Source organism: Mycobacterium sp. NGS67, from assembly GCF_059812185.1.
The window spans coordinates 20,424-43,235 of the sequence record NZ_JCALCF010000039.1; the positions used below are offsets into that span (position 1 = coordinate 20,424).

Here is a 22,812-nt window from a genome sequence, read left to right on the forward strand (position 1 = left end):
GGAGGTGAAGCCAAGTGCCAGCGGAACGACCGGAACGACCGCAGCCGGTGCGCTCCCGCACGGGGACGATCGTCGTCGCCACCACCGAGCGCGGCCTTCCGACGGCGCTGAAGATCGACCGCACCGAGCTCGCCCGGCCGCCGCAGGAGTTGGCGGCCGAGATCCTGGCGTTGTGCAAATTGTCGGCCTTACGCGCCCAGGTGGCCTATCGCCGCGGGCTGTCTGACAAGGGTTTCAGTCCGTCGACGATTCGCGAGCTCGGGCTGCCGACCGATGAGGAGTTGACCCGCGCCGAGGAGGAGCTGTTCGGCGACGACGAGGACGAGGAGCTTCCGGGGACCTGGATGAGGTCGATATGACCAGCTTGGCGCAGTCGGTGATCGCCAGGGCGATCAAACAGCGCGACCTGTTGCAGTCGATGACCGAACAGACCAAGACGATCTCGGCGCGGGTGACCAGCCGCGACCGCGCGGTGAGCGCCGAGGTCGACGGGTTGGGCAGCCTGACCGGACTGTGGCTGGGGCCACCGGCCAGCCGACTTGACCCCGACACCCTGGCCGCCCTGATCGTCGAAACCGCCCAGGCCGCCGCCAAGGTGTCCGCCGAACGGTACAACTTCCTGCTCAAAGAGTTCATGACTCGCATGGACGAGCTGCAGAAAGCGCCCCTGACCCGCTCGGATGGCACCGTCTTCGAGCCCGAATAACGGCTTAAGAGCGCTTATTCAACACATGCTAAAAAGAATCACGATCTTATTACACACGCGTGAATCGCGGAACGGTCAAAAGTCTGCTTAGAATTCGTGCAATTTAATGCCTGCTGGGGTGCTTAAGCTGATGAGACCAGCGCAAGTTGCAGGTTCAGTGGGAAGCTACGGGGGAAGTCATGACATTCGAAATCCAGCCTGACTTCATGCAGGCGCTCACGACGGCGCAAGAGACCGCCGGCACCATGATCACCACGGCACTGAGCACGGTCACCTCGGCCCAGATGAGTTCCTTCTCGATGGCCCTGGGTCCCATCGCGGCGGCAAACATGATCCCGGCGATGTATGAGTCATCGGCCAACAACGTCGCCAGCGGCATGATTACGGCAGCGAAGCACGGTCTGCTCGGCGTTGCCACCCATGTCACCGACGCGCAGCACGCCGCGGCCGATGCCGCCGACGGAACCACCGAAGTCTAGGCACCGAGCCGAATGGCCACCTACGACCCTGCGCCCCAGCCAGGGCCACCCGGACAGTTCGACCAACTGGCGGACTTCGACCATCAACCGGTCGTCAATCAGATGGAGAACGACCTGCAGGCCTGGCTGAATCGCCCGGTGCAAGAAATCTTGAATCAGTTCCACCTCGGACAATTGCCTGCTGGCGGACCCGACTTCGGCGATGCCATCCCCGCCGACCTGACCAGCGCTCCGGGCGGGATGGGCAGCAACTTTGCCGGCGGGCTGATGAAGCCCATGACCGACATGCTGGGCACCTTGGGCAACGGCATCTTCCAGGGCCTGAACCCCACCCAGATGTTCGGCGGGATCAGCCAGGCCTTCCAGCAGGCGGCAGGCGGTCTGCAGCAGGCGCTGGGCCAGATGATGGGCGGCGGGGGCGGCTCGGGCTGGTCGGGTGCCGGCGCGGGCGCGGCCGCTGCGAAAACGGGTGAGACCCTGGCCAACGGCGCCGCCGTCGCGGCGCAGGGCACCGCGTTGGGCGGCGAGTACAGCGCCGCGGCCGCCAATGTCGCGCAGGGCCAGGCGCGGCTGATCCAGATCATCCAGGATTGCCAGGACGAGCTCGCGGCTCTGTCGGGTGGTCTGCCGTGGACGGCACCCAAGATGGTCGAGACCGCGTCACGAGCCACCGCGATGACCACCGAGCTGATCACCGAGCTGGAGAGCACCCTGACCACGCAGGCGGCGGCCACCACCGCCACCGGCGCCCCGGTCGCCGTCGCCCAGGGTCCGCAGATGGCCATGCAGATGATGGGCCCGCTGCTGTCGGTGGGGATGAGCATGATCGGTCCCGCGATGCAGGTGGGCATGATGCCGCTGACGATGGGCATGCAAGCGGGTACGCAGGCATTGCAGGCGGGTATGCAGGCCGGCACCGGGCTGATGTCGAGCCTGGGACAGGCGGGCACGGGCGCGAATGCCGCGTCTGCCCTGTCCCACCCGGCGCGGATGGTCAGCGCAGCCCATCCGACCGGAGGTGGTGGGCACGGCGGCGGCGGGGGCGTCGGTGCCACCACACCGGCGCGGGCGACACCGTCGTCGCCGATGGTGCAGAACGAGAATTCCAACGCCGCGGCCATGTCGCGTTCGCTGTCGGCACGGCCGACTGGCGGTGCCGCCGGGATGGGCGGAGGTGCGGGAATGATGGGCGCGGGCGGCGCCGGCTACGGCGCAGGAGGCGGCAAAGCCGGGGCCGGCGGTAGCCACACCGCGGCGTCATTCCTGCATACGACCGATCAGGGCGGCGCGATCGTGGGCGATCTGGGCAGCGCTAGCCCGCCGGTGATCGGCGACAACTCGGTCAATTTCGACGACGACCCCGACATCAAACTTCGCATCACCTAGGAGACAAGACATGAGCGACAACCTGTCCATCCGGCCCGCCGACCTCACCGAGGCCACCCGCCAGCTCGATGAGCTCGCCAACCGGCTGCAGCGCGTGATGGAGACCGAGCGGCCCAACCTGACCACCATCTCGTCAGGTCAGGACGAGGTTTCCCAACGGGTCGCGCACACCCTCAACGAGGTGCACGCGTCCTTCACCAGGGCCTCCGACCAGGGCTCCAACGAGATCCACGAGGCCTCGGCCGCGTTGCGCGCGCACTCGGGCCGGATCGCCGACGCGGACCTGGCCGACTGACACATCTCTCGCTGACCCGACCGGGTTCAGCGAATTCGACCGACGCAGCGAAAGGGGGGTTCAGACAATGGGTTTCACCAATGTGGTGTGGGAATCGCGCGACACCGAGCAGTTGGCGCGCGACCTGACCGAGGGCCCCGGACCGTCCTCGGTCGGCGAGGCGGGCGCCGCCTGGATTCGGGTGGCCAACGAGTTCGCCAAGGTCTCGGAGGACTACGACCGGCTCATCGAGTCGTTCCGTGCGGCGTGGGAGAGCAACACGTCGGATGCGGTGGTCCGCAAGCTCGAGACGTTCGGCAAGTGGCTGCAGGCGGCGAGCCTGAGTGCCGCGGCGAATGGCCGCCGCGCCGAGGAGGCCGCGGTCGCCAACACCGTGGCCATCCTGTCCATGCCCACCGTCTCGGAAGCTATCGAAGCCAAGGCGGCCCAGGACATGATGGCGTCGCTGGCGGCGTACAACGGCGCGATTCTGCACGGCAGTTTCGCCGAACTCGACGACGCCGCGTCGGCGCAACAGGCCGACGCCGCAGCGGTGATGAACCGCTACGAGGAGGCGTGCACCGAGTTGGCTGAGCCGTGGGAGCAGCCCGTCCCCCCGCAGGTCGTCAACAGCGGTGCGCTCAAAGCCGAGAGAGAAGGCAAGGGCGGCGGCTCCCGCGGCGGCGGTGGCGGCGGTGGCGGCGGCGCGGCCCCGAGGCAGCTCTCGCCGATGCTGGCCAACCCGGTCGCGCCGAGCAAGCAGCCCGAACAGGTGCGGCAGACCCGTTTCACCAGTGAGTCCTCCGGCGGCAACGGCCTCGGGCGGGGCGGCGGGGGTTACGCCCCGATGGCGGGCAGCCGGCGCGACGGCGGCGGCCAGGCCTACGAGTCCTTCCGCGAGGCCGAGACCCTCGAGGGCGCGGGCGAAGTGGGAGCCGGCTTGTCAGACGGGGGGCAGTCCTGGTTGCCCGCCGCACAGCAGAGCGATGCGCCCTTCACCGTCTCCCATGTCAGTTGGGGTCCCAACACCGCGATCTTCGACGATCTCGCGGTACCCGAGCCGCAGCAGGCCGAGGGTTTCGCGGCCGAACCCGAACGGACACTGCAGCAATTGTCTGACAGTTGGGTCTCACCGGCGGTCATCGGCGCCGAGGAGGTGAGCCTGTGACCGCCGCGACGCTGTCCGCGTTCACCCTGACCGACGACGAACTCCAGGTGGTCGGGCAGCGGATCGGCGTGCAGACCTTCCCGACGGTGTTGGGTGTGCGGCCGCGGTACGGCAGGGTGGACGAGCTCGAGGCGGCCTTCGATGCGGCGACGCGCAGCCTGATCGGGCGAGGCCTGATCGTCGACGGGGCGATCGAGCCGGACCTGGTGGCGGTGCTGCGGGCGTTGCGGCGGCCCGAGCGGGAGCTGGCGATGCGTCTGGTGACGCCGGACGGTATGGCCCGGATGTCGGTGGTGCGGTGCGGCGCCGCCGGCGTTGTGGCGCGACGCGTCGGCGACGAGATTCGGCTGCGGGTGGCCGAAAGCGCACCCGACCTGTCCTGGGCCATTCAGTCGTTGCTGGGTGGGCTGCCGCGCTCGGAGGCCGCGGCGCTCACCCCGGTGGGCGCGCCGTCGGAGGTGGTGACGCGCAAGCTGATCGGGACCCATGATGCGGCGCAGCTGGCCGACCGGGTCCGGGCGCTGGGCGCTGAACCACGCGCGGCGATGCTGTTGGGCTCGGCGTTGTCGTCGCGGATGGCGTTCGCCGAGATCGTGTATTACGCGCTGTGCAGCGACGCCGACCGCATCTCCCGTCGGCCCGCCGCGGTCGGGGTGTTCTACACCAAGCGGGGCCGGATCGTGGGGGCGCCGAGCGCCTCACCGAGCGGGCAATTGTGGACGACGCTGAAACCGGGTTCGGACCATGCGATCGGACAAGCGATCGGTCAGCTTGTCGAATTATCGACGGACCAATGGGAGGCGTCATTGGTCTAGGACTTTCTCAGATGAGTTTTTCGTTCGACCTGTGTCCGGCCCCGCCGAGCACACCAACAAGGAGAAAAATATGACATTCTTCGTCTCGCAAACGCAGGCTGACGCAGTAAAAGGCAAGATCGATAACACGCTGCTGGACACGCACAACGTGATCAAAAAGGTCCAGAGTGAGGTCGAGGTCCTGGGCAGTACCTGGATGGGCAATCAAGGAGCAAGGTTCCAGCAGGCCATGCACGACCACGTTGCTGACCTCACCAGGATTTTCGATGAGACCACCGAACTCGCGGAAATGGGCAAGAAGAACATCCAAGAACACGTCAGCGCGGACGCTTAGGAAGGAAGGACCAACACCATGGCTAACAATGACGAAATCAAGTACGAGTTCGACACGAACCGCGAAATTCTCGACGTGATCCAGAGCGCGGCTCACGATGCAGAAGAAATGCGGACGCAGGTCGACAAGCTGTTCCAGGTCCTCGTCGAAGAGGCCTACCACGGCGAGGGCGCCGAGGCGATGCAGACCCGGCGAGTGGACATCTCCAACCGGATGGACTCGATCATCCAGGACTTGCACCACACGCATGCGCACGCGGTCTCGCAACACGACTACGTTCAGCAGCTCGACCGCAGCCAGGCCGCCAATATCCTCGGCTGATGTCGGCCGACCAGGCCGTTGTTGCCCGGCCAGGCATCATCATCCAAATAGCAAGGAGCTTTTAAATGAGCGGACCGGTAAGTATAAATGTACAAGCCGTCAGCAGCGCGATGGGAAACGTGCAGACCTGCCTGGAAAATACGCGGCATCACATCCAGCAGATGACGGAGGTACTCGAAACCGTCAAGCGGTTGCACGTGAGCGACAACGCCACCAGCATCATGAACGATGCAAATAATCTGGAGAGCGACCTCAGGGAAATCGTGAACCAGATGACGCAGACGCGCGACGAGGTCTACCACAAGGGCAATGCACTCCTGCAGCAGGGCGGGCATGCTCCAATGCCGATGCCCGCCTAGCCGAACTCGATAGGAAAGGATTTCAATATGTCTGATGGCGCCGACATTCATTACGACCCGGCAGCTCTCACGCACTACGAGGAGGCCCACGCCAAAATCCGGGAAGCCGGCAATCTGACCCAAGAGATCAACGACGTCTTCCAGACCCAGATCCCTCAGGTCTTCGTCGCGGGTGCCTCCGAATCCATCAGGGAGCACCACCGGATCATCAACGAGAAGTTCGAGGACGCGCACGCGCAGCTCGTCAAATTGTTGAGCGAAACCGCACCGGGCGAGGTCCACGACATGTTCGGACTGGATCAGCGACTGAGCAACATGTAGCCGTTGGCCGCTACGCCGCACTGCCGTGTTTCAGTGTCGCGGCATGGTCGGCTTGTATAGGCTTCTCGCCGAATCTTGGCTGAGGCGCAGAGGATCTGGCGCTAACGGCCTACACCCGACCAGAAGAGGATGCGATGAGTGAGAATAATCCGCCCTCGATCGAGGAGATGAGCGGGTATGCGAACCAGATCCGCAACGCGTCGCCGGAGCAGTTGCTAGTTGAGTTGAATGAAAACGCACTTGGGGAGTGGAAAAGGAAAATAAATGATGTCGTTGGAGCACTCAGGAATGCACAGGAATTAGTCGCCGATAACCACGTCGATGTCGGTGAAGTGAGCGAGCTCTACGATTCTGCGATGCAGACCGCGAATAATTTGAACATCTCAGGGCAAGTGGTGAAGGACAATATAAGGGCTAGCCTTGAGGTAGCCGAAGCCGCGCAGCAGATCATTCAGTCGGCGTTTGACCGGATTCGGATTCAGTCAGGCGGCTGACGCTTCCGCAAGCAACTCAAGGGAGAATCCATGTCGCCCGACCCATGGGTAGTTGGGAATGGAAACGACCCGTACGGACCCAATTTCAATGATGGGATAGGTCCGCCCGTGAGTAACTACGATTACCGGACTAACCCTTCCTATCATCCGAGCGCCGATATCTACGGTATCGCGGGCCGGATCAACGTATTTAACTCCAAAGGCGGTACGGATGGCCGCAAGAAATATCGACGTGTGGCGCTTGCGCATATCACGAAATTTATCGATGGCAAGAACGGCATATCGGGCGCTAATAGCGATGTGGCGCCCGGGCAACACGGTAAATGGAACACCGCTGGAAGTATGATCAGCGGAGCCGCCGACACACTCCGGGATTGGGTGGGCGGCGACGCCGGCACCGCAATTCAAGGCGCCACCGCGCGGGCCATCCGCGACAGGTTATTGGATCTCCAAAACAGCCTCACATTCACAGCGAGCGGTGCGCATCGCATGGATTTTCTAGTCGACATGTTCTCGCAGGATATGAGCCGCACCAAAGAGTGGTTCATGAGCTCGGAAAACGATGACATATTCCTGCACGGTGGTCAGGACGCGCACGATGCACTTGACTGGGCCACGCAGGTAACAATTCGAGATTCTTATAACCCCCCGATCGACATGATCGGTTACAACCACCCGGACTTGCCGCCGGCGCCGCAAATCCCGACCAATCCGTCCGGGAACCCCACCGGCATGCCGAGTGGCGCTGGCGGGCCAGGTGTCGGTAGCGGACTTCCGGCGGGCGGCCTCGGTACCCCCATGGTGCCCACCGGATTGACCGCGCCGTCTGCAACTGATGCCGTCCAGACGGTCCCGGCAAATGCGATAAACGGGATCGGCGACGCCGCGAAGGGTGCTGGCGACGCGGCCCAACAGGCGGGGCAGGGAGCACAGCAGGCCGCACAGCAAGGCGCTAACGCAGGGCAACAGGGCGCCAACGCCGCACAACAGGCGCTGAGCGACGCGCTCAAGCAGAACAAGACGGCGTTGCCCGAAGGCATACTTGGCTTGGGCCCAAAAGGCCTCAGCAGTGCCGGCAAGGGCGGCGGCGCGGGTGGCGGCAGGACCGGTGGATCGGGAGCAGCACGATCCCTCGGAATCGCGACCGCCAAACCCGCTACCGAGTCCGCCGCGCTGAACAAGGCGGTCACGCCGACGTCTCGTGCAGGCATCAGTAACGGTGCTTCCGGGGCACCCGGCGCCGGAGCTCCCGCCGCAGGTCATCGAGGCGGCGCCGGGGACAAGGTGCACAAGGCCAGCAAGGCACTGCATCACAACAGACACGGCGTGATCAGCGAGGGCGAGGCCGTCGTGCAGGTTGTCGGAGCCGACCCCAAGGAATCCACACCTGACAAATCGAGCTGACTCCGGCCGTATTCTCCGATCTGCAGCGCTGTCACGCACGAGCGAATGCGTCGGCAGCTATTGGGATGAAACGGTGGTGATCGCGGCATGGACCGGTCGACCCTGGACCAGGTGGGGACGATCAAGGTGCTCGGGGTGGACGCGCTCAGCGAATTCCACGGTCGCGAATTCATGCCGCACCCCTTGGCGCACACGCGGTCATCACCGTTCGCAAATCTCGACGAGTACAACGCGTACGCCACCGAGGTTGTCGACCGGGTCATGCACGGGGATCTGGTCGGATTCAAGCGATGGTTCACCAGCTACGTCAGTGCTGATCTACGGGTCGAATGCGCGATCGATAGCCGCGAGGCGCGCCGGGATCGGATCGTTGCGCACCGAGCGGACCAGGTCGGTTTCGTGGCGGCACAGCAATTCGATCAGGATCTGGTCGACGTGTATGCGCTGTCGCCCTACGAGCTGGGCGAGGCAATCACATCTTTATCTCCGTTGACCAAGCCAGGGAAATATTCGAAGGTCGTCATCCCTGAGCTCTCTCGGCGCCCGGAACGCGACGTTGATAACGAACCCGATGCCGTTTCCGTGCGCCACCAGATCGAGGTTCCCGATGGGGCGGTGGTACCGCGTGCTGAGATAGCGCTGTTCGCTCGGGTCCAGAGCCGCTGGGAGCCGCCTCGGGATTACGGGTTCGATCGCGGGAAGAAGGCGGTGGTGTGGGTGCGGATCGATGATGACGGCGACTACATCTTCGCCCCGGGGTTCACGCACTTGACCCCGATGAACGCCCGCAGACTGACCGAGCGGATCGACGAACTCATCGCCGAAGACGTTGCCGCAATACGAGAATCACGGGGATTGTCATAGTACGCCGGGGTCACGACGGCGCACGCAAACCGACAACGGCGTCTTGGGTGGTCTGGAGCAGAGCGCCTACCGCCTTCTCCAGTCGAAGCGACCCATCAGTCGGGGTCTCCCAGAGGGTGCGACACGTCGCCGGATCCATTGCAACGAACCGAAAGTTGCCGCCCTCGACATGCACCTGGGTGATGATGGTGACACCGTCGGAGCCGACGTAGGAGTTGAGGGGGACATCGCAAGTGGGGCCGGGTTGGCCAGTGAGCAGATCCCACTGTTGCCACCGGTCGACGGTCCCGACGTACAGCTTGGTACCGATCGTTTGATAGCTATCGCCCGAGCCGGGCAGTTGGGTCTGCAGCTTGCCTGCGGCCGTATAGATCTGCAGCATGCCACCGCCCAACACAGTCGGCATCGCCGAATTCGGTTGCGGGCGAATCGCATCGGGCAACGAAGCGATCTGATGGCCTTCGGTGTCATACAACGACACCCCGGCGTTGTAATCCTTCGCAGTCCGGAACTCATACGCGAAACCACCGTTGTAGACCTGGGCATAACTCAAAGTCAGCCCCTGCGGCGGAGTCGGGGTCAGATCTACACCACCAACGGAAAACACCCGGTAACCCTGCGCGGTTGAGGAATTCGCCGACTGTATGCCCAACGTCAGCGGTGCGGTGTCGACCGTCTGCGACGAATAAACCTCGAAGAGCTCGCCGCTGCCCGGCAGGAACCAGGTCAACTCGCTGTGGTCGCCGACCCCATACACACCTTTACCTTTTTCTGCGGCCACCAGCCGTGTCACCCCGTGATGCGTCCCGATCGGACGGAGGCGCGGCCCCCCGACACCGACCGGAGACCTCAGCTGCGAGGATCCAGCGAACTTCACCGCGCCACGGTCCAGATCGATCACCCACACTCGATCCCGATTCCGGCAGAAGTCGACATCGGGGCAGTCGTCATTGACGCACACCGCAGTGGACGGACCGTTGGTGGCGCAGTCATCTGCCCGACCGTAAAACCCGTTCAGCGGTACCGGCGGGAACGCCAACGCACCTTTGCGAGTATCGATCCCGTACACCCAACCCATTGGATCGTCACACAGTGTCCCGTGGCAGAACTGAGTCGCGAAAAACGCCTTGTCACCGACCGCGGCGAACAGGTGCCCGACCGGCGCCTCAGCCGGCAACCCGATCTGCGCAGCCGTCAACCGCCAACCCGGCACCGGCTGGCGATCCAATGCAAACCCGATCAACAGATCCTTCGGCGTTCCGATCGGCGCTTCCTTCGGCGCGGCCACACCACCGCTCCCCGCCCCGCCGCCTTGCTCACCAGTACGCCACCACGCCACCGCCCCCACACCGGTGATCACCACCACCGCCAGGGCCACAGCGCCCCACCACCACCGACGACCCCCGCGGCCGCCCGACCCCCCGCCACCAGCATGCGGAACCGACGCCGGCTCACCACCGGACTCCATCCACCGAAAACCCTCCGGCGAGCCACCCGAACCCATCACCACTCCCCCCTCACCGCACAACCACAACCGAAATCACGACATACACCCAAGCACCCCACCAAACACTCACGACGGCGCGCGCAGACCGTCGACGGCGCCTTTGGTGGTCTGCAGAAGAGCGCTGCCCGCCTTCATAACCCATGGGAAACTCCCATCAGTAGGGATTTCCCAGAGGGTGCGACACGTCGTGGCATCGGTCGCAACAAAGGCGCGAACGGTGCCTCCATCAAGCGCCTTCGTGATGAGGGTTGCGCCGTCCGAGCCCACGTAGAACTGCAAATCGAGATCGCAGGTGCCGCCTTGACCAGTGAGCAGGTCAAACTGCCGCCAGCGATCAGGGCTGCCGATGTAAAGTTTGGTGCCGATCGTTTGGTAGTAATCGCCCGACGCGGGTAGTCGCGTGACGAGTTTGCCTGCAGCAGTGTAAATCTGCAGCCCGCCACCGGCCAACACACTCGGCATCACCTGGTTGGGTTCCGGACGGCTCGCATCGGGCACCACCGCCACCTGGTGGCCGTCGCTGTCGTACAACGCCACCCCCGCGTTGTAATCCTTCTGAGTCCTGAACTCATAAGCGAACCCACCGTTATACCGCTGGGCGACACCAAGATTCAGTCCTCGCGGCGGCGTCGGCGTCAAATCGACACCATCCACCGAAAACACCCGATAACCCTGCCCCGTCAACGGATCAGCAGCCTGGACACCCAACGTCAACGGTGCCATATCCACGGTTGGCGAATGGTCGGACTCATAGACCACGCCGCTGCCGGGCAAAAACCACGTCAGCTCGCCATGATCCCCCACCCCATAGACACCCTTGCCCTTGGTGACGGCGACCAGCCGGGTCTGTCCACGCCGACTGCCGATCGCGCGCAGGCGCGGCTCCCCGGGGCTGTTATGAGTGTGCACCTGCGGGGGCCCGCTGAACTTCACCGCGCCGCGGTCGAGGTCTATCACCCACACCCGCTCCCGGCCGCTGCAATAGTGGAGCCCTTCACAGTCGGGGTTGACGCACACCGCAGTGGACGGACCGTTGGTGGCGCAGTCATCAACATCGCCATAGAACCCGTTCAGCGGGATCGGCGGGAACGCCAACGCACCTTTACGCGTATCGACCGCATACACATAACCCATCGGATCGTCACACAGCGTCCCGTGACAAAACTGAGTCAAGAAAAACGCTTTCGCACCGACCGCGGCGAAAACGTGGCCGACGGGTACATCCGGCGGCAACCCGATCTGCGCGGCCGTCAACTGCCAACCCGGCACCGGCTGGCGATCCAACGCAAACCCGATCAACCGATCCTTCGGCGTCCCAACAGGCGCCTCCTTCGGCGCGGCCGCACCACCGCTCCCCGCCCCGCCGCCTTGCTCACCAGTACGCCACCACACCACCGCCCCCACACCGGTGATCACCACCACCGCCAGGGCCACAGCGCCCCACCACCACCGACGACCCCCGCCCCGCGGCCCACCCCCACCGGGCACCGACGCCGACTCACCACCGGGCTGCACCCACCGAAACCCCCCGGACGACTCACCCGAACCCATCACCACTCCCGCTCACGGCACGAATGCCGAACCGATCGCACACACTCGTAGCTCACCGTCGTCGATCCGCAGCACGAAGACCATGCTCTGATCCTCCAGGTGGGTGTTGAGCCCCCACAATGCGCCGCGCCGGTTCAGCGCGCCGGTCGCGACCACGCGCATTTCCCGATCAGCAGGCCGTCCCGCTTTGACCGCCTCGATCTCGCGGCCAACCATGCCCGGTGGGTCTGGACACGACAACGCCTTCAGGTTGGCCAGATGCCGCTCATTGCGTTCGCGCACCCAGGTCCGCACCGTGCTGATAGCGACCACACGAGCCTGCGCATCAGACATCGACTCGCTGGCCGCCATCGGCCGTAACGTCGCGCCTCCCTTGGGTTCTCGGCCGGTGATCGCGACCACCAACACCGCCACCGACGCCACCGCCGCCAGCGCTGATAGCCATATCGTCAGCCAGCCGCGACTCCGCCCGGCCGCCGGCGCCGAAGACGGCGCCGCGCTCTCGTGATCCACCACGTCGCGACTCAACCCCGAACCACAGGCACGTCGCAAACCTTCAGCACGCCACCCTCGTCGCTGAGCGTGTACTCATCCTCGAAGAACCCGCCCTCTTCCTGTGCGGACTGCACCTCCTGCTGCTGAGCCTCGTTCAATGGACGAATCCGGACCGCGACCGTCACCCGAATGCGCGCTCCTTCATCATGAAACTCGGTGACTGCATCCGGATAGACGAGCGCCTGATGCTGGCCGAATTGTTCGAGCGTGCTGAACCACACTCGCACCGACTCCGCCGGGGTGGCACATGCCATACCGCGCAGCGCCGTGACGTCGGCCCGATTCTCGGCATCGAGCCACTGTGCAATCACGTCGGTCGCTTCCCGCTGGCGAGGTGGCAGCGGCGGTAACGCGACGATACCCGCCCGCGGCGGCGGAGCCCATTGCCACTGTGTCGCGAAAATTACCGCCGCCGCGCCGAGACAACCGAGCGTGACGAGCAACAGGACCAGCACCGGCCATCGGCGTGGCTTGCGTGGAACCAACACGGACACAACAGGTTCGGTGCGTACCGACAAAGCCAAGTCACTGTCGCAATCGATGATCATCCGCCGCCAGGGCACTCCCGCCACGGCGGCTCGGCGCTGATGCTCGGCCAGCGCCTCGATCGCCTGCACGGGGACGGCCACCGGATATGACTCCCCGGCACCAACCGAGGCGCTGGCGAGCGCGACAACCGGAACCGCCGCGGGCTCGACTTCCGCGTGCACGCTCCGCCAACCTGTCGGCAATCCCGCCAGCACCAGCTGGACTGCTTGCTCGACCAGCCCTCGCTCGCCCAATGCCCCCGCACCGTCAGCGTCTACGGTCACCGGGCAAGCCTAATCGGGTGCCGGTCCCCGACCACATCAAGCGGGATTTACCCCTGCGCCGGGATGCCAGAATGGTTCATGGTTGCCGCGCGCGGCGCGGCGGCCGCCTGGAGTCAGGAGGGAGCCGCCATGGGATTGTTCGACGGCATTTTCGACGGGGAGGCCACCGGCGATCCCGAGATCGACGAGATGTTGCACGGTTTGCAGGAGCTGCAGTCCGCGGCAGCCGAATCTGCGCAACGGATCGCGATCGAGACCGCCGACGCGAAGTCCCCTGACGGTCTGGCCCGGGTCTGGGTGAATGCGCAGGGCGTGGTGATCCAGACCGAATTCGATGAGCGGCGCTTCGCCGAGGCCACCCCGACGCAGGCTGCTGACGCGGTGGTGCGGGCAGCTCAGGCGGCGGCGGCGAAGGTGCGCGAAAAGACCGAGGCGCTGCAGGCGGGGCTGTTCCAGCAGGCCTCGAGGCTGGGGGTATTGGGGTCCTTGGAGGCTAGGCCCCTTGACGAACTCCCCCAATACCAACAGCTACATCCGACGGTGCCGCTCTCGGCACCCGATTCGCGCGAGCGCCGTGCCGCTGCCGCAGCGATGGACGCGAAGCCGGACAACAGGGACAACAGGGACCACGACGACAACGGGGACAACGGGGAATGGCACCTCACGATTTCGGACAGGAGCTGAGTGGCTTGGCTACCCACGCTGGACGTCATGCCGACGTGTCGCGCAAGTTCGGGCGAGCGGGGATCGCTGGATGACTGATCCGGGCAGTACTGACCCGTTGAGGTACGCAGCGGAGGCACTCGCCGACGCCGGTATCCCGGTCACTGTCGAGCACGAAGCCGGCGCCGACCCAGACCCGAAAACGTTGGTGGACGAGGTCGTTCAGGCCATGGCTCGGGTCGCACCGGCCGGCTGGGTAAAGCTGCACGGCACCTTCAGCATGGCTGGCGGCGAAGAGATCGCACAGGTGGTTGCGGAAACCCCCGACGGCCTCAGCGCGCTTCCCGTCGCATCGAACGTGCTGGAACCTATTCGAGAACACCGCAGAATGACCGCCGGAGCCGAAGGCCCGTGGCTGCGGTTGCTGTTCGAATGCGACAACATCGGAACATTGCGGACCGGATTCGACTACGGGGACAACCAGTTACCGGCCGATCAGTTGCTCTCCAGCGAGGCCTATATCCGGGACGTCCAGCAGTACCCGCGGGCCCACCTGCCGCTGTGGTTGCTGGCGCACATGGGCAACGTGGGCCAGCAGATGCGCAGCGCTGCCGACGCGCAGCGCAACAGCGCCACTGCCGGCGAAATCAGCGACATCCGAGTTGCTGACGACGAGATCCCGCCGCTGCCGCAGCTGTGGGCGCGAATCGCGGTGTTGGCCGCGATATGCCGCGGTTCGGACGCGCCGGTGGGGCCCCGCACCGATCCGTCGTTCCAAGCTCACGTCGGAGACTCAGGCGGGTGCGTACTCGCCCGTCTGCCCGGGAATCGGGCGGTTCTGTCCGGCGGGCGCGACGATTCCCGGCTGCTGTCGGCGGCGTATGAGGGTGCGATTGCCTGGCCCGATCTGTACCGCGGTGCCCCCGGCTGGGTGCACAACCTATACCTGGATCCGCGGGCCGCATCGGGGATGTTGTCGTTCTGCTATTGGTGGCAGGGCGGGCACTGGTATCGGGCTGAGTTGGCCGAGGCCGCAGCGCTCGTTCGGGACGAGCCAACCTGGACTCCCACCGACGAGATAGTCCGCGGGATCCCTGGCGTGTGGTCGGCGAAGAGCACCGCCAGTCTGATCACCCGGGTGCTGGGACGCATCGGCGTCGAGTTCAGCACCGCCAACACGCATGCACCGGCTCGCCTGGTGCGTGCCGCCGAGGCCGGGATCTGCACCGAGCAGCATCTGAACGCGCTGTTCGCCGACGGGATACCGCAAGGGTTCGATGTGGCCGAGGGGCTGTCCCAGCTCGACGCCGCCGATGTGTTGCTGCCTGCGTTCCCACCGATCGATCAGGCCACCGCCACCGCGCTGGTGCACGAATACTGCCGCGAGCGCGGCTACCCAGTGGACCAGCTGCGTGCCGCCCGCATCGACGGCGGCTGGGACCTGTATGTGCCGGTGGCGCCCGGCGAGATCCAGATCGATGCGACGATCTTCTTGGTTGCCGACGACGCCGTCGTCGAGCCGACGACGATGCGCGATCCGGAGGGCATGTTCTTCGATTTTGCGTCCCGATTCGCCACCCGGATCCGCGCGCAGCGCTGAGGTGTTCGGCGCCGTCGTTCACCGTATGCTCGGCGGGTGCCGCCGCCGTGGAACGAGTACGGGTGTCTCGAATGGTCGTGGGTGCAGCTGCGGTCCGCTTTCCGCGACGGTCTCCGAGAGCCGGTACCGGAAGTCGATTTGCCGGGCTGCGCGAATGGCTGGGTGTCTCGCCGGCGGTGGTTGACCTGGCAGCAGGCCAATGCGGTCAGCGCGTTCGGGGTGCTGTTTGTCCGGGAAATCGTCGCGGCGCTGGCCGAAGAGGGCATCGAGCCGATGAACTCGTGGCTCGAGCAATACCCGCGCGTGACTTCCTCGGGCGGCCGCAAGCGGCTGTTCATCAGTGGGGCCGACTCCAATGGTGTGGGCCTGAGCAGTGCGGTAGCTGTGCCGCGCAACGCCGTCGACTCCCTTCTGCTCTCACAGCGGATATTGCCGAAGGTGTGCGAGCCATATCCGGTTCCGGAGTTGCATCCGGCGTGGCGGGCCCACTACCTCGCCGGGCCTTACGGGTCGCGGATTTCCCTGCAGCTTCCCCCACCGCCGTATCAGTCGGATACCGCTTCCAACACCGTCAAGATCGAGGTCACCAGCGCCACCTACTACCTGCGCTACCTCGAAGCCAGCCACGACTGGCCGGGCACAGTCGGGTCTCGGCATTGGCCCTTGGATCCCGAGGACGAACGAGGGCCGATCGTCTACGACGAGAAGCCCAACCGGCGGCACACGCCCCGCGACGCGGTTCCCGCTGCTGCACAGCGCACTTTGGCTGAGGTTCGGGACTGGGGGGCATTCCTTGGTTTCGTTGTCGGCCCGCCGACCGACGGGCGATGGAAGCCTGGCGAGGGCCGTTCCGGTGAGGCGGGATACGAGGGCTTCGAACTGACGGCGCCGGTCACATTGAGCGTGAGCGAAGAACACATCCGGACGCGGGCCCAACCGTACATCGGGTTCCTCACCGTGAGCACAGGCGATCGGCCGGGACGCTCCCTGCTCGACATCCATGTCAGGGACGGCCTGATGGCCACGATCAGAGATCCCGCTGACGACGGCAACTTCGAGCTGCGCATATCCAGCGGGTACTACCTGCACGAATAGTGTTGATTCGGCCGCCCGGAATCGGTGCGGTTTAACCGCTTGTCAGTGCCTTAAGATAACGATTCGGGGAATGTGAACCGGTAGGGGGCATTGGTGACCGCATTCGATTTCAACGAACCGCTGGCACGGGTCGCGGCCGCACGTTGGAAAGAGGCCGCTCAGACGTTGAAGTCGGTGGCCGACGCCGCGGCCCAGATCACCGACAAGCCTTGGGGCAGCGACGAGATCGGCAACGCATTCAACGAGAAATTCGAGCCCGACCGCACCACAACTCAGCAGCAGGCAAACCAGCAAGCCGGAACAGTGGCATCCGTCGAGCCGGTGTTGACCCAGGCGGCCGACGTCATCCTGAAGCAGGCCCGCGGCCTGGCCTGACGCTACGCAAATCTGGGCAGAGTGCAGTGCCGCGCGCTGAACGACGGATGGCGCGGAGCGTTTGAACCATGGGAATAGATCTTCCGGGGACGCTGCGCTGGCTGCTGGAAACAGTAGTCGGCGCGAAGTGGCCCGACGGTGACGAAGACGCCTGCCGTGCCCAGGCCGACCAGTGGAAACATCTCGCCGAGACGCTGAAAAGCGTCAGCCCGGTCATCGACGGGGCACGCAATCACGCTCTCGAAGGTTTCGGTTCAGGTGAGTTCCACGACTATCTCGCCGACCAGTTGAGCCACATTCCAGCCGGGGTCGACGTCGTGGTCAAGAACTTCCAAAATTTGGAGCACCGGCTGCGAGAAGTCGAAGGCAGCATCAGGGACGCCAAAAACGCGTTCATCATCGCGTTGACCGCACTAGCCGCGTCGGTTGTCCTGTCATTCTTCCTCGGCCCACTTGTCGACGCGGTAGCGGTCGGGGTGGCCCGAGCGGCGATCTACCTTGCCATCAGGACCGCCGTTGGCCGGATCGTGGCGAAAGTGGCGGCCACGGCGTTGACAAAGCTGGCAACAAAGCCCCTGGCGAACGCGGTGGTTCAGGCGACCGTGAGAACCGGCTTGATAGCCGGGAAGGGTTCGCTGATCGGTGCCGGGAGCATGGCCGGCTACGACGTCACCACGCAGGGCCTCGAGATGGGCATCGGGAAACGGGACCACTTCGACCTCGGCCAGCTGGGCAAGTCGACGCTGGCGGGGGCGGTCATGGGTGGTGTCGGTGCCCCCATCGCCGGGGTGACGGCGTCGCGGTTGGGCAGTCTCGGGCAACGGATGGCTACGGTCGCACCCGTCACCTCACGAGTCATCTCCGGGGCCCGAGTACCCCTGAGTGGATTTACCGCCAACTTCAGCGGTATGGCCACTGAGCAGTACATCCGAGAAGGAAAAGTCGATCTCTCGCACGTCGCACAAACCAGTCTTGCCTTCAGTGCCATCGACCCCGTCACGCACGTCGCCTCGGAGCGAGTCAACAATGTCGTCGGTCCAAAGCTGGGCGTACAGCCGCTTCCAGACGCTCTTGCGCAGGGCCTCGAACGTCACGGCCTGGAGCGAGCGCCCTGGCAAGAGGCTCCGACAGCAACCACGCAGGCGTCTCTGCATCCGGTAGCGGATCACGCCGTCGACACCGGAGTTCGCACCAACCTCGACGGCGCGCCGCCGCGATCTGACCCCATCAGCCACCCGTCGGTAACCGCAGATCCCAACGCGAGCGTGCCGGTATCGCACCCGCACGGCGGCAATGAGCCTGCCGGAATCCGATCACCGTCACCGGAGGCGCGAGGCGCAGATCCTGCCGCACCCGGGCCTCGGTCCGAGACGGCAACGCCGCGCGGCGCCACGTTGTCTTCGGGGACTACGTCGTTGGGGGCCTCGGCAACGGGGCACAACGGTGTTCCCGTCGCCCAGGTTGCCGAGGCGCGCGCCGCCGCACCAACCGCCGAACCGACGGTGACGCGCAGCTCGACGGAGGCCGGCGGACCGCCACGGCCTGCCGAGCCCGCGGCGACCCGCGGATCGGGTGAATCATTGCGCTCGGCCACTGCGGATCTGGCCGGGCCGGGCGATACCCGGACGCCACAGCAGTCGGGTGACGGCGTCGGCGGTGATCGCGCCGGCGTCCGGCCGGCTGCCGAGCCCCGCATCGGCGAACCGCTGGATCGATCCAAGCCGTACGGACCTCAGGTAGCCGACAAGCCCGGTGGGGCCGAGCACGCCGGCGGACCGGACAAGACCCGCGGACCCGAGGCCGACGGGTGGCGCGAACCAGAAAACCAGGCCGCACCGGAAGTCTCGTCGTTACAGCCGTCGCGCCCGGAGGACGTCGCACGCGCGATCGACTACCTCAAAGGCGACACCGCTGACCCGCTGGTCGCCGCGGACAAGAACAGCAAAGCCTGGACCCAGTCGGTTCATGAACAGAACAGTCAACGACTGCAACGCTGGAACGATCTCGACCCGGCGATGCGGGACACCATCGTCAGCCACGAGACCCGGCCCGGGCGTCTCAGCGAACTCGGCGACCTCAAAGGAGGTCTGCCGCCGGACGTGCACACCAAGTTCGTGGAGCACAACCTGCAAGAGCGCTTCGCCCAACAGCATCCGGAGTGCAACCCGGAGGTAATTCGCGACTGGGCCAACAAGATGGACGCGCATCTGCGTGACCCCGAAAATCATCCGCGACCGAGATTGCAGGACTTCGCGAACTTGCCGGACACTTCCCGGGGCACAGCGCCCAGGGAAGTCATGCGCTCTATCCGGCTGGATGCCGAAGCAAGGTCGGTGGACCGGATTTGGCACGAGCGGTATGACCCGGCGCCCGGCGCCGGGCCGCGGCATCTGCTGCGGTTCGATCCACGGGAGTTCGGCGGTGACGGCGAAGTCATCATGGGGATCGGCGACCTGCACGCACCGCAGAAGATCGCGGTCTACACACCGGGTATCCGCAGCACTGCCCTGAGCTTCGACCGCATCGTGGCAGACGCCGAACAGCTGCACATCCGGGCCGGCGAGCGCAGCCAGGGCGCGCCTCGCCTCACGGTGGCTTTCCTGGGCTACGACGCCCCGTCGGGCATGCGGATCCTCGGCCAGACCATCTCGCCGAAGTTCGCCGAGGCTGGTGGACACCGGCTTGCGCACGATGTCGCGGCGTTGCACGCATCCTTCGGCAGCAATCCCACCATCCACCTGATCGGACACTCCTACGGCTCGACGACCACCGCTTTCGCCGGCGCAGGCGGTCGGCTGGGCGGGTACGTCCGCTCGGTGACTCTGGCGGGGTCGCCGGGCGCCGGGCCGCTGGGCCACGCACGTGATTTCGGCGTCGGCGATCGGGTGTATGTCGCGTCGTCCAGCAAGGACATCGTCACCAAGCTCGGCAGCTCGCCGCAGCGCGGCTATCCCCTCTACGGCAGGATCGCCGACCTGCCGATCCGCGGTCACATGCTGGACGGATTCGCCAACCCGGGAGCGGGAAAGATCCTCGGCCGTTTCGGGTTGGGCATCGATCCCGCGGATCCGAACTGGGGCGGGGTACGGGTCCGCGCCGAGTACCTTGCACCGGAGTTACCGGGCCTGATCAGCTCGCATACCAATATGTTCGCTTCGGAGGTCATCGGCCCCGACGGCAGACCTGTCTCGTTGCGCGAGAATCCGCACGCCCGGGTGAGCGAATCTCTGGACAACCTCAGCAAGATCGTCAACGACGAGCCGGGAAAACTCACCCTCGAAGCGCCCCACGACCCGCAGCATCGGTTCGGCGGCGACCCGGCGGGGGCACGGACGGCCGAACCGGCCACCGGCTACCCCGGACCCGGCGATTGCGTGCGACAGGGTGTCGAATGGTTCGCCCAGCAACACCCGGAGGCTCGGATCGGGGAGATCGCCGACCACAACGGCCAGGGCGTTCCGGCCGCGGAATTGGAACGGACGCTCAACAGTCCACTGCGCGAGGCCACGACCGCCGACATCGCCCACGCGTTGGAGCAAGGAAAATCGGTGTGGGTCGTCGACTTCTACGACCCAGCCTCTCTGCCGCCCGGGCACCCCGGTGCGCACCTCAGCATCGTCGAACCCCACCCCGACGGCGTCCGGATATTCGACAACGGTTCCGCGACGCTCGTGCCGCACCTGCCCGAAGTCCCCGGCGTGGTGGGACGCAAGATCGTCACGTTCAACCCTGACGGAACCCCGACACACCCCTTCTCACGCCTACCGCACGAGAGCGTCCCTGGCGGCCGCGGACCCGTTGAGCCTGCCGAGGCGATCGGGCAACGGCCGGACCATCAGGGTGAGACGACGGGCATTGCACCGGACGGCGATGGGCTGCCAGATTTGGGCCGGGTCCGAGAGTTGGAGCGACGACAGGCCCAAATCTTCGATGCGGTACCTGGGCCTCCGGGCAGCGCGGAGATTCACGCGCCGCTGCGTCCGGCCCATGTCGGTTCGGCGCACCCGCCGGCGGCCGACAGCCATGGCAGACCCGTCGAGGATCCGGTCGCGAAACAGCAAGCGCCACACGGAGATCCCGATCGAATTCGGCCTGTCGATCAGCGCGTCGAACGCGCCCGAGAATTGATCGACGAGCATCGGGCCATCCAGCGCGATCCGACGGATCCAGCGGGCGACCACGCGATCCGCGACGGTGCTCAATACGCGCACCCGCACGAGCCGCTGTTCGACGGCTCGGATCTGACCTCGGCGGAGCGGCAGGCGCTGCGGGACTTCTGGGATGGGCTCACGCCAGAGGAGCGCGGGCACCTCTACCGATTGGAACCGATGTTCGGTGAGCATGCCGAACTGCCGGTCGAAGTCTGCGACCATTATGCCCGCCAGGCCGCTCAGGACCTGTTGGATACCATCACCGACCCCGGGCAGCGGCGCCCGCTGGAGAACATCCTCGAGTCGGTCCGAGATCGACCCGAAGAGTCGAGGCGGTTCCTGCTCGGGTTCGAACACGATGGCCGCAGTATCACCGCGGTGGGCAATCCCGATACCGCCACGCACACGGTGGTGTTCGCGCCGGGAACTATGACCAGTCACGAGCGGCTCAATCCCTACACGCTCAAGAGTGGCGTCGAGAGACCGGGCTACATGGAGGTCTGTCGGCGCATTCACGATCAGCTATTCAAGCGTTTGGACGACAGTCGGGTGTCGGTGGTGGATTACCAGAACTATCGCGCGCCGCAGAGCCTGCTCAACCCGGTCACCGGTGCGGCCAACCCCCGGTTCGCCAAAGAGGGGGCGGCTGAACTGCGCAACCACTGCGACCGGCTGCAGCACAGCAACCAGACGGGCGAGCACACGCTGTGGGTCGTGGGGCATTCCTACGGCACGGTGTTGGTCGGCGAGGCCGCCAAGGGCCTGCACGGGCTCAATGCCGACGGGATCATCAACCTGGGCAGCCCCGGGTTGCGGGTTGCGGACGTTTCCGGGCTGCAACTCAAAGGCCAATACCTGGTGCCGGGGGAGGCCCCGGTGCACACCATGACCCGCTCCGACGACCTCATCAACATCGTGGACTGGGCCAGGAGGACCGGTCTTGGGTTTCTCACATTCGGGCAGATCGGGCACGGGACGATGCCGCATCACGTCTGGTTCGGTGGACACGTGTGGGATGTCAACGGTGCTCGGCATCCCGATGCGCACAGTTCGTACTTCGAGTTGGACAGCCCAGCGCTGCCCAACATCGCGAAGATTGTCGCCGGGGAGCTCCCGCCGGAGGTGATGTCCGATGTGCGCACTTGGGTTGTCCCTCGATCGGGACCGTGGTTGATGCCGGTGCCGCCGGCGCTTATGTGGGGCTTGGACGATCAGGACGACCGGGACAAGACAGGAGCCGGGCCGAATGGTTCCGGTGGGCGATGAAAGTGGTTGTGTGATGCGGTATTTGGTGACGGTGGATGCGGCGGGGCGGCGGCGGTTGTGGTGGGCGGCCCGGGTTGATGAGCGGGGCCGGGTGCAGGTTTACAGCCTGGTGTCCTCGGGGTGGGTGGATGCCCCGGCCGAGATCGCCGAGGATGTGGCCGCGGGGCGGGGTTGGGTGGCGCTGCCCGAGGACGAGGTGGCTTCGGTGCTCGCGCAGTTACGGGTGCCGCCGGGGCACTGGTTGACGGTGACACCCACCGACGAGGATCCGAAGTTGTTGGTGCGCAGCGCCGATGGGCGCCATTTGGAGGC

General features: G+C 65.5%; 23 protein-coding genes and 1 pseudogene. 20 read left to right on the plus strand and 4 right to left on the minus strand.

What is annotated here, in order from left to right:
• Nucleotides 1-14 precede the first annotated feature (14 nt).
• The 14 genes from AC5Y4D_RS24590 (at nt 15) to AC5Y4D_RS24655 (ending at nt 8,925) form a co-directional block, all read left to right on the plus strand.
• Nucleotides 15-359 (plus strand): hypothetical protein, encoded by a 345-nt coding sequence (locus tag AC5Y4D_RS24590; protein ID WP_500038436.1) that lies wholly within the window; start codon nt 15-17, stop codon nt 357-359.
• A complete protein-coding gene (locus AC5Y4D_RS24595; protein WP_500038437.1) occupies nt 356-706 on the plus strand; it encodes a YbaB/EbfC family nucleoid-associated protein in 351 nt (116 codons plus the stop codon). Before AC5Y4D_RS24590 ends, AC5Y4D_RS24595 begins: the two co-directional genes overlap by 4 nt.
• Before the next feature lie 179 nt (nt 707-885).
• The gene (locus AC5Y4D_RS24600; RefSeq protein WP_500038438.1) at nt 886-1,185 is read left to right on the plus strand and encodes a hypothetical protein; all 300 of its coding nucleotides are present in this window, start codon (nt 886-888) and stop codon (nt 1,183-1,185) included.
• Nucleotides 1,186-1,197: 12 nt separating this feature from the next.
• Nucleotides 1,198-2,571, plus strand: a complete 1,374-nt coding sequence (locus tag AC5Y4D_RS24605) for a hypothetical protein (RefSeq protein WP_500038439.1) — start codon at nt 1,198-1,200, stop codon at nt 2,569-2,571.
• A 10-nt stretch (nt 2,572-2,581) separates the two neighbouring features.
• Nucleotides 2,582-2,866, plus strand: a complete 285-nt coding sequence (locus tag AC5Y4D_RS24610) for a PE domain-containing protein (RefSeq protein WP_500038440.1) — start codon at nt 2,582-2,584, stop codon at nt 2,864-2,866.
• A 67-nt stretch (nt 2,867-2,933) separates the two neighbouring features.
• The gene (locus tag AC5Y4D_RS24615; protein WP_500038441.1) at nt 2,934-4,013 is read left to right on the plus strand and encodes a PPE domain-containing protein; all 1,080 of its coding nucleotides are present in this window, start codon (nt 2,934-2,936) and stop codon (nt 4,011-4,013) included.
• Nucleotides 4,010-4,828, plus strand: coding sequence for an ESX secretion-associated protein EspG (locus AC5Y4D_RS24620; protein WP_500038442.1), 819 nt, complete (start codon nt 4,010-4,012; stop codon nt 4,826-4,828). Before AC5Y4D_RS24615 ends, AC5Y4D_RS24620 begins: the two co-directional genes overlap by 4 nt.
• A gap of 70 nt (nt 4,829-4,898) precedes the next feature.
• Entirely contained in the window at nt 4,899-5,162 is a 264-nt protein-coding gene (locus AC5Y4D_RS24625; protein ID WP_500038443.1) for a hypothetical protein, read from the plus strand.
• A gap of 18 nt (nt 5,163-5,180) precedes the next feature.
• Entirely contained in the window at nt 5,181-5,483 is a 303-nt protein-coding gene (locus AC5Y4D_RS24630) for a hypothetical protein (protein ID WP_500038444.1), read from the plus strand.
• A gap of 65 nt (nt 5,484-5,548) precedes the next feature.
• Nucleotides 5,549-5,842, plus strand: a complete 294-nt coding sequence (locus AC5Y4D_RS24635; protein WP_500038445.1) for a hypothetical protein — start codon at nt 5,549-5,551, stop codon at nt 5,840-5,842.
• Nucleotides 5,843-5,869: 27 nt separating this feature from the next.
• Nucleotides 5,870-6,163: a hypothetical protein gene (locus AC5Y4D_RS24640; RefSeq protein WP_500038446.1), complete on the plus strand. Its 294-nt coding sequence runs from the start codon at nt 5,870-5,872 to the stop codon at nt 6,161-6,163.
• A 134-nt stretch (nt 6,164-6,297) separates the two neighbouring features.
• Complete coding sequence (locus AC5Y4D_RS24645) at nt 6,298-6,657, plus strand: hypothetical protein (RefSeq protein ID WP_500038447.1); 360 nt, start codon at nt 6,298-6,300, stop codon at nt 6,655-6,657.
• A 108-nt stretch (nt 6,658-6,765) separates the two neighbouring features.
• The gene (locus AC5Y4D_RS24650) at nt 6,766-8,061 is read left to right on the plus strand and encodes a hypothetical protein (RefSeq protein ID WP_500038448.1); all 1,296 of its coding nucleotides are present in this window, start codon (nt 6,766-6,768) and stop codon (nt 8,059-8,061) included.
• Between the two features lie 87 nt (nt 8,062-8,148).
• On the plus strand, nt 8,149-8,925 hold the full coding sequence (locus tag AC5Y4D_RS24655) for an ESX secretion-associated protein EspG (protein WP_500038449.1): 777 nt from the start codon (nt 8,149-8,151) through the stop codon (nt 8,923-8,925).
• A 10-nt stretch (nt 8,926-8,935) separates the two neighbouring features.
• Here AC5Y4D_RS24655 and AC5Y4D_RS24660 read toward each other — a convergent pair whose 3' ends face one another.
• From AC5Y4D_RS24660 to AC5Y4D_RS24675, 4 genes are all read right to left on the minus strand, one after another.
• The gene (locus AC5Y4D_RS24660) at nt 8,936-10,429 is read right to left on the minus strand and encodes a 9-bladed beta-propeller domain-containing protein (RefSeq protein WP_500038450.1); all 1,494 of its coding nucleotides are present in this window, start codon (nt 10,427-10,429) and stop codon (nt 8,936-8,938) included.
• A gap of 69 nt (nt 10,430-10,498) precedes the next feature.
• Nucleotides 10,499-11,866, minus strand: coding sequence for a 9-bladed beta-propeller domain-containing protein (locus AC5Y4D_RS24665; RefSeq protein ID WP_500038451.1), 1,368 nt, complete (start codon nt 11,864-11,866; stop codon nt 10,499-10,501).
• Nucleotides 11,867-11,995: 129 nt separating this feature from the next.
• Nucleotides 11,996-12,499 (minus strand): hypothetical protein, encoded by a 504-nt coding sequence (locus AC5Y4D_RS24670; protein ID WP_500038452.1) that lies wholly within the window; start codon nt 12,497-12,499, stop codon nt 11,996-11,998.
• 8 nt (nt 12,500-12,507) lie between these two features.
• Entirely contained in the window at nt 12,508-13,167 is a 660-nt protein-coding gene (locus AC5Y4D_RS24675; protein ID WP_500038453.1) for a hypothetical protein, read from the minus strand.
• Nucleotides 13,168-13,413: 246 nt separating this feature from the next.
• Here AC5Y4D_RS24675 and AC5Y4D_RS24680 point away from each other — a divergent pair, with 246 nt between their 5' ends.
• The 6 genes and pseudogenes from AC5Y4D_RS24680 to AC5Y4D_RS24705 form a co-directional block, all read left to right on the plus strand.
• Entirely contained in the window at nt 13,414-14,034 is a 621-nt protein-coding gene (locus AC5Y4D_RS24680) for a YbaB/EbfC family nucleoid-associated protein (protein WP_500038454.1), read from the plus strand.
• Nucleotides 14,035-14,104: 70 nt separating this feature from the next.
• Nucleotides 14,105-15,613: a hypothetical protein gene (locus AC5Y4D_RS24685; protein WP_500038455.1), complete on the plus strand. Its 1,509-nt coding sequence runs from the start codon at nt 14,105-14,107 to the stop codon at nt 15,611-15,613.
• A 36-nt stretch (nt 15,614-15,649) separates the two neighbouring features.
• Nucleotides 15,650-16,708 carry a hypothetical protein gene (locus tag AC5Y4D_RS24690; protein WP_500038456.1) on the plus strand — a complete coding sequence of 353 codons (1,059 nt, stop codon included), beginning with the start codon at nt 15,650-15,652 and terminating at the stop codon, nt 16,706-16,708.
• A gap of 93 nt (nt 16,709-16,801) precedes the next feature.
• Nucleotides 16,802-17,083, plus strand: coding sequence for a hypothetical protein (locus AC5Y4D_RS24695; RefSeq protein WP_500038457.1), 282 nt, complete (start codon nt 16,802-16,804; stop codon nt 17,081-17,083).
• Between the two features lie 68 nt (nt 17,084-17,151).
• Nucleotides 17,152-22,500, plus strand: a complete 5,349-nt coding sequence (locus AC5Y4D_RS24700) for an alpha/beta hydrolase (RefSeq protein ID WP_500038458.1) — start codon at nt 17,152-17,154, stop codon at nt 22,498-22,500.
• 13 nt (nt 22,501-22,513) lie between these two features.
• Nucleotides 22,514-22,812: pseudogene (locus tag AC5Y4D_RS24705) on the plus strand (hypothetical protein); the annotation flags it as partial.

Bases quoted from the DNA above. Each gene is read 5' to 3' on its own strand.
- AC5Y4D_RS24605 (WP_500038439.1), top strand. From the start codon at position 1,198: ATGGCCACCTACGACCCTGCGCCCCAGCCAGGGCCACCCGGACAGTTC.
- AC5Y4D_RS24700 (WP_500038458.1), top strand. From the start codon at position 17,152: ATGGGAATAGATCTTCCGGGGACGCTGCGCTGGCTGCTGGAAACAGTA.
- AC5Y4D_RS24660 (WP_500038450.1), bottom strand. From the start codon at position 10,429: ATGGGTTCGGGTGGCTCGCCGGAGGGTTTTCGGTGGATGGAGTCCGGT.
- AC5Y4D_RS24595 (WP_500038437.1), top strand. From the start codon at position 356: ATGACCAGCTTGGCGCAGTCGGTGATCGCCAGGGCGATCAAACAGCGC.
- AC5Y4D_RS24640 (WP_500038446.1), top strand. From the start codon at position 5,870: ATGTCTGATGGCGCCGACATTCATTACGACCCGGCAGCTCTCACGCAC.
- AC5Y4D_RS24615 (WP_500038441.1), top strand. From the start codon at position 2,934: ATGGGTTTCACCAATGTGGTGTGGGAATCGCGCGACACCGAGCAGTTG.
- AC5Y4D_RS24645 (WP_500038447.1), top strand. From the start codon at position 6,298: ATGAGTGAGAATAATCCGCCCTCGATCGAGGAGATGAGCGGGTATGCG.
- AC5Y4D_RS24625 (WP_500038443.1), top strand. From the start codon at position 4,899: ATGACATTCTTCGTCTCGCAAACGCAGGCTGACGCAGTAAAAGGCAAG.
- AC5Y4D_RS24600 (WP_500038438.1), top strand. From the start codon at position 886: ATGACATTCGAAATCCAGCCTGACTTCATGCAGGCGCTCACGACGGCG.
- AC5Y4D_RS24655 (WP_500038449.1), top strand. From the start codon at position 8,149: ATGGACCGGTCGACCCTGGACCAGGTGGGGACGATCAAGGTGCTCGGG.
- AC5Y4D_RS24635 (WP_500038445.1), top strand. From the start codon at position 5,549: ATGAGCGGACCGGTAAGTATAAATGTACAAGCCGTCAGCAGCGCGATG.
- AC5Y4D_RS24685 (WP_500038455.1), top strand. From the start codon at position 14,105: ATGACTGATCCGGGCAGTACTGACCCGTTGAGGTACGCAGCGGAGGCA.
- AC5Y4D_RS24680 (WP_500038454.1), top strand. From the start codon at position 13,414: ATGCCAGAATGGTTCATGGTTGCCGCGCGCGGCGCGGCGGCCGCCTGG.
- AC5Y4D_RS24610 (WP_500038440.1), top strand. From the start codon at position 2,582: ATGAGCGACAACCTGTCCATCCGGCCCGCCGACCTCACCGAGGCCACC.
- AC5Y4D_RS24630 (WP_500038444.1), top strand. From the start codon at position 5,181: ATGGCTAACAATGACGAAATCAAGTACGAGTTCGACACGAACCGCGAA.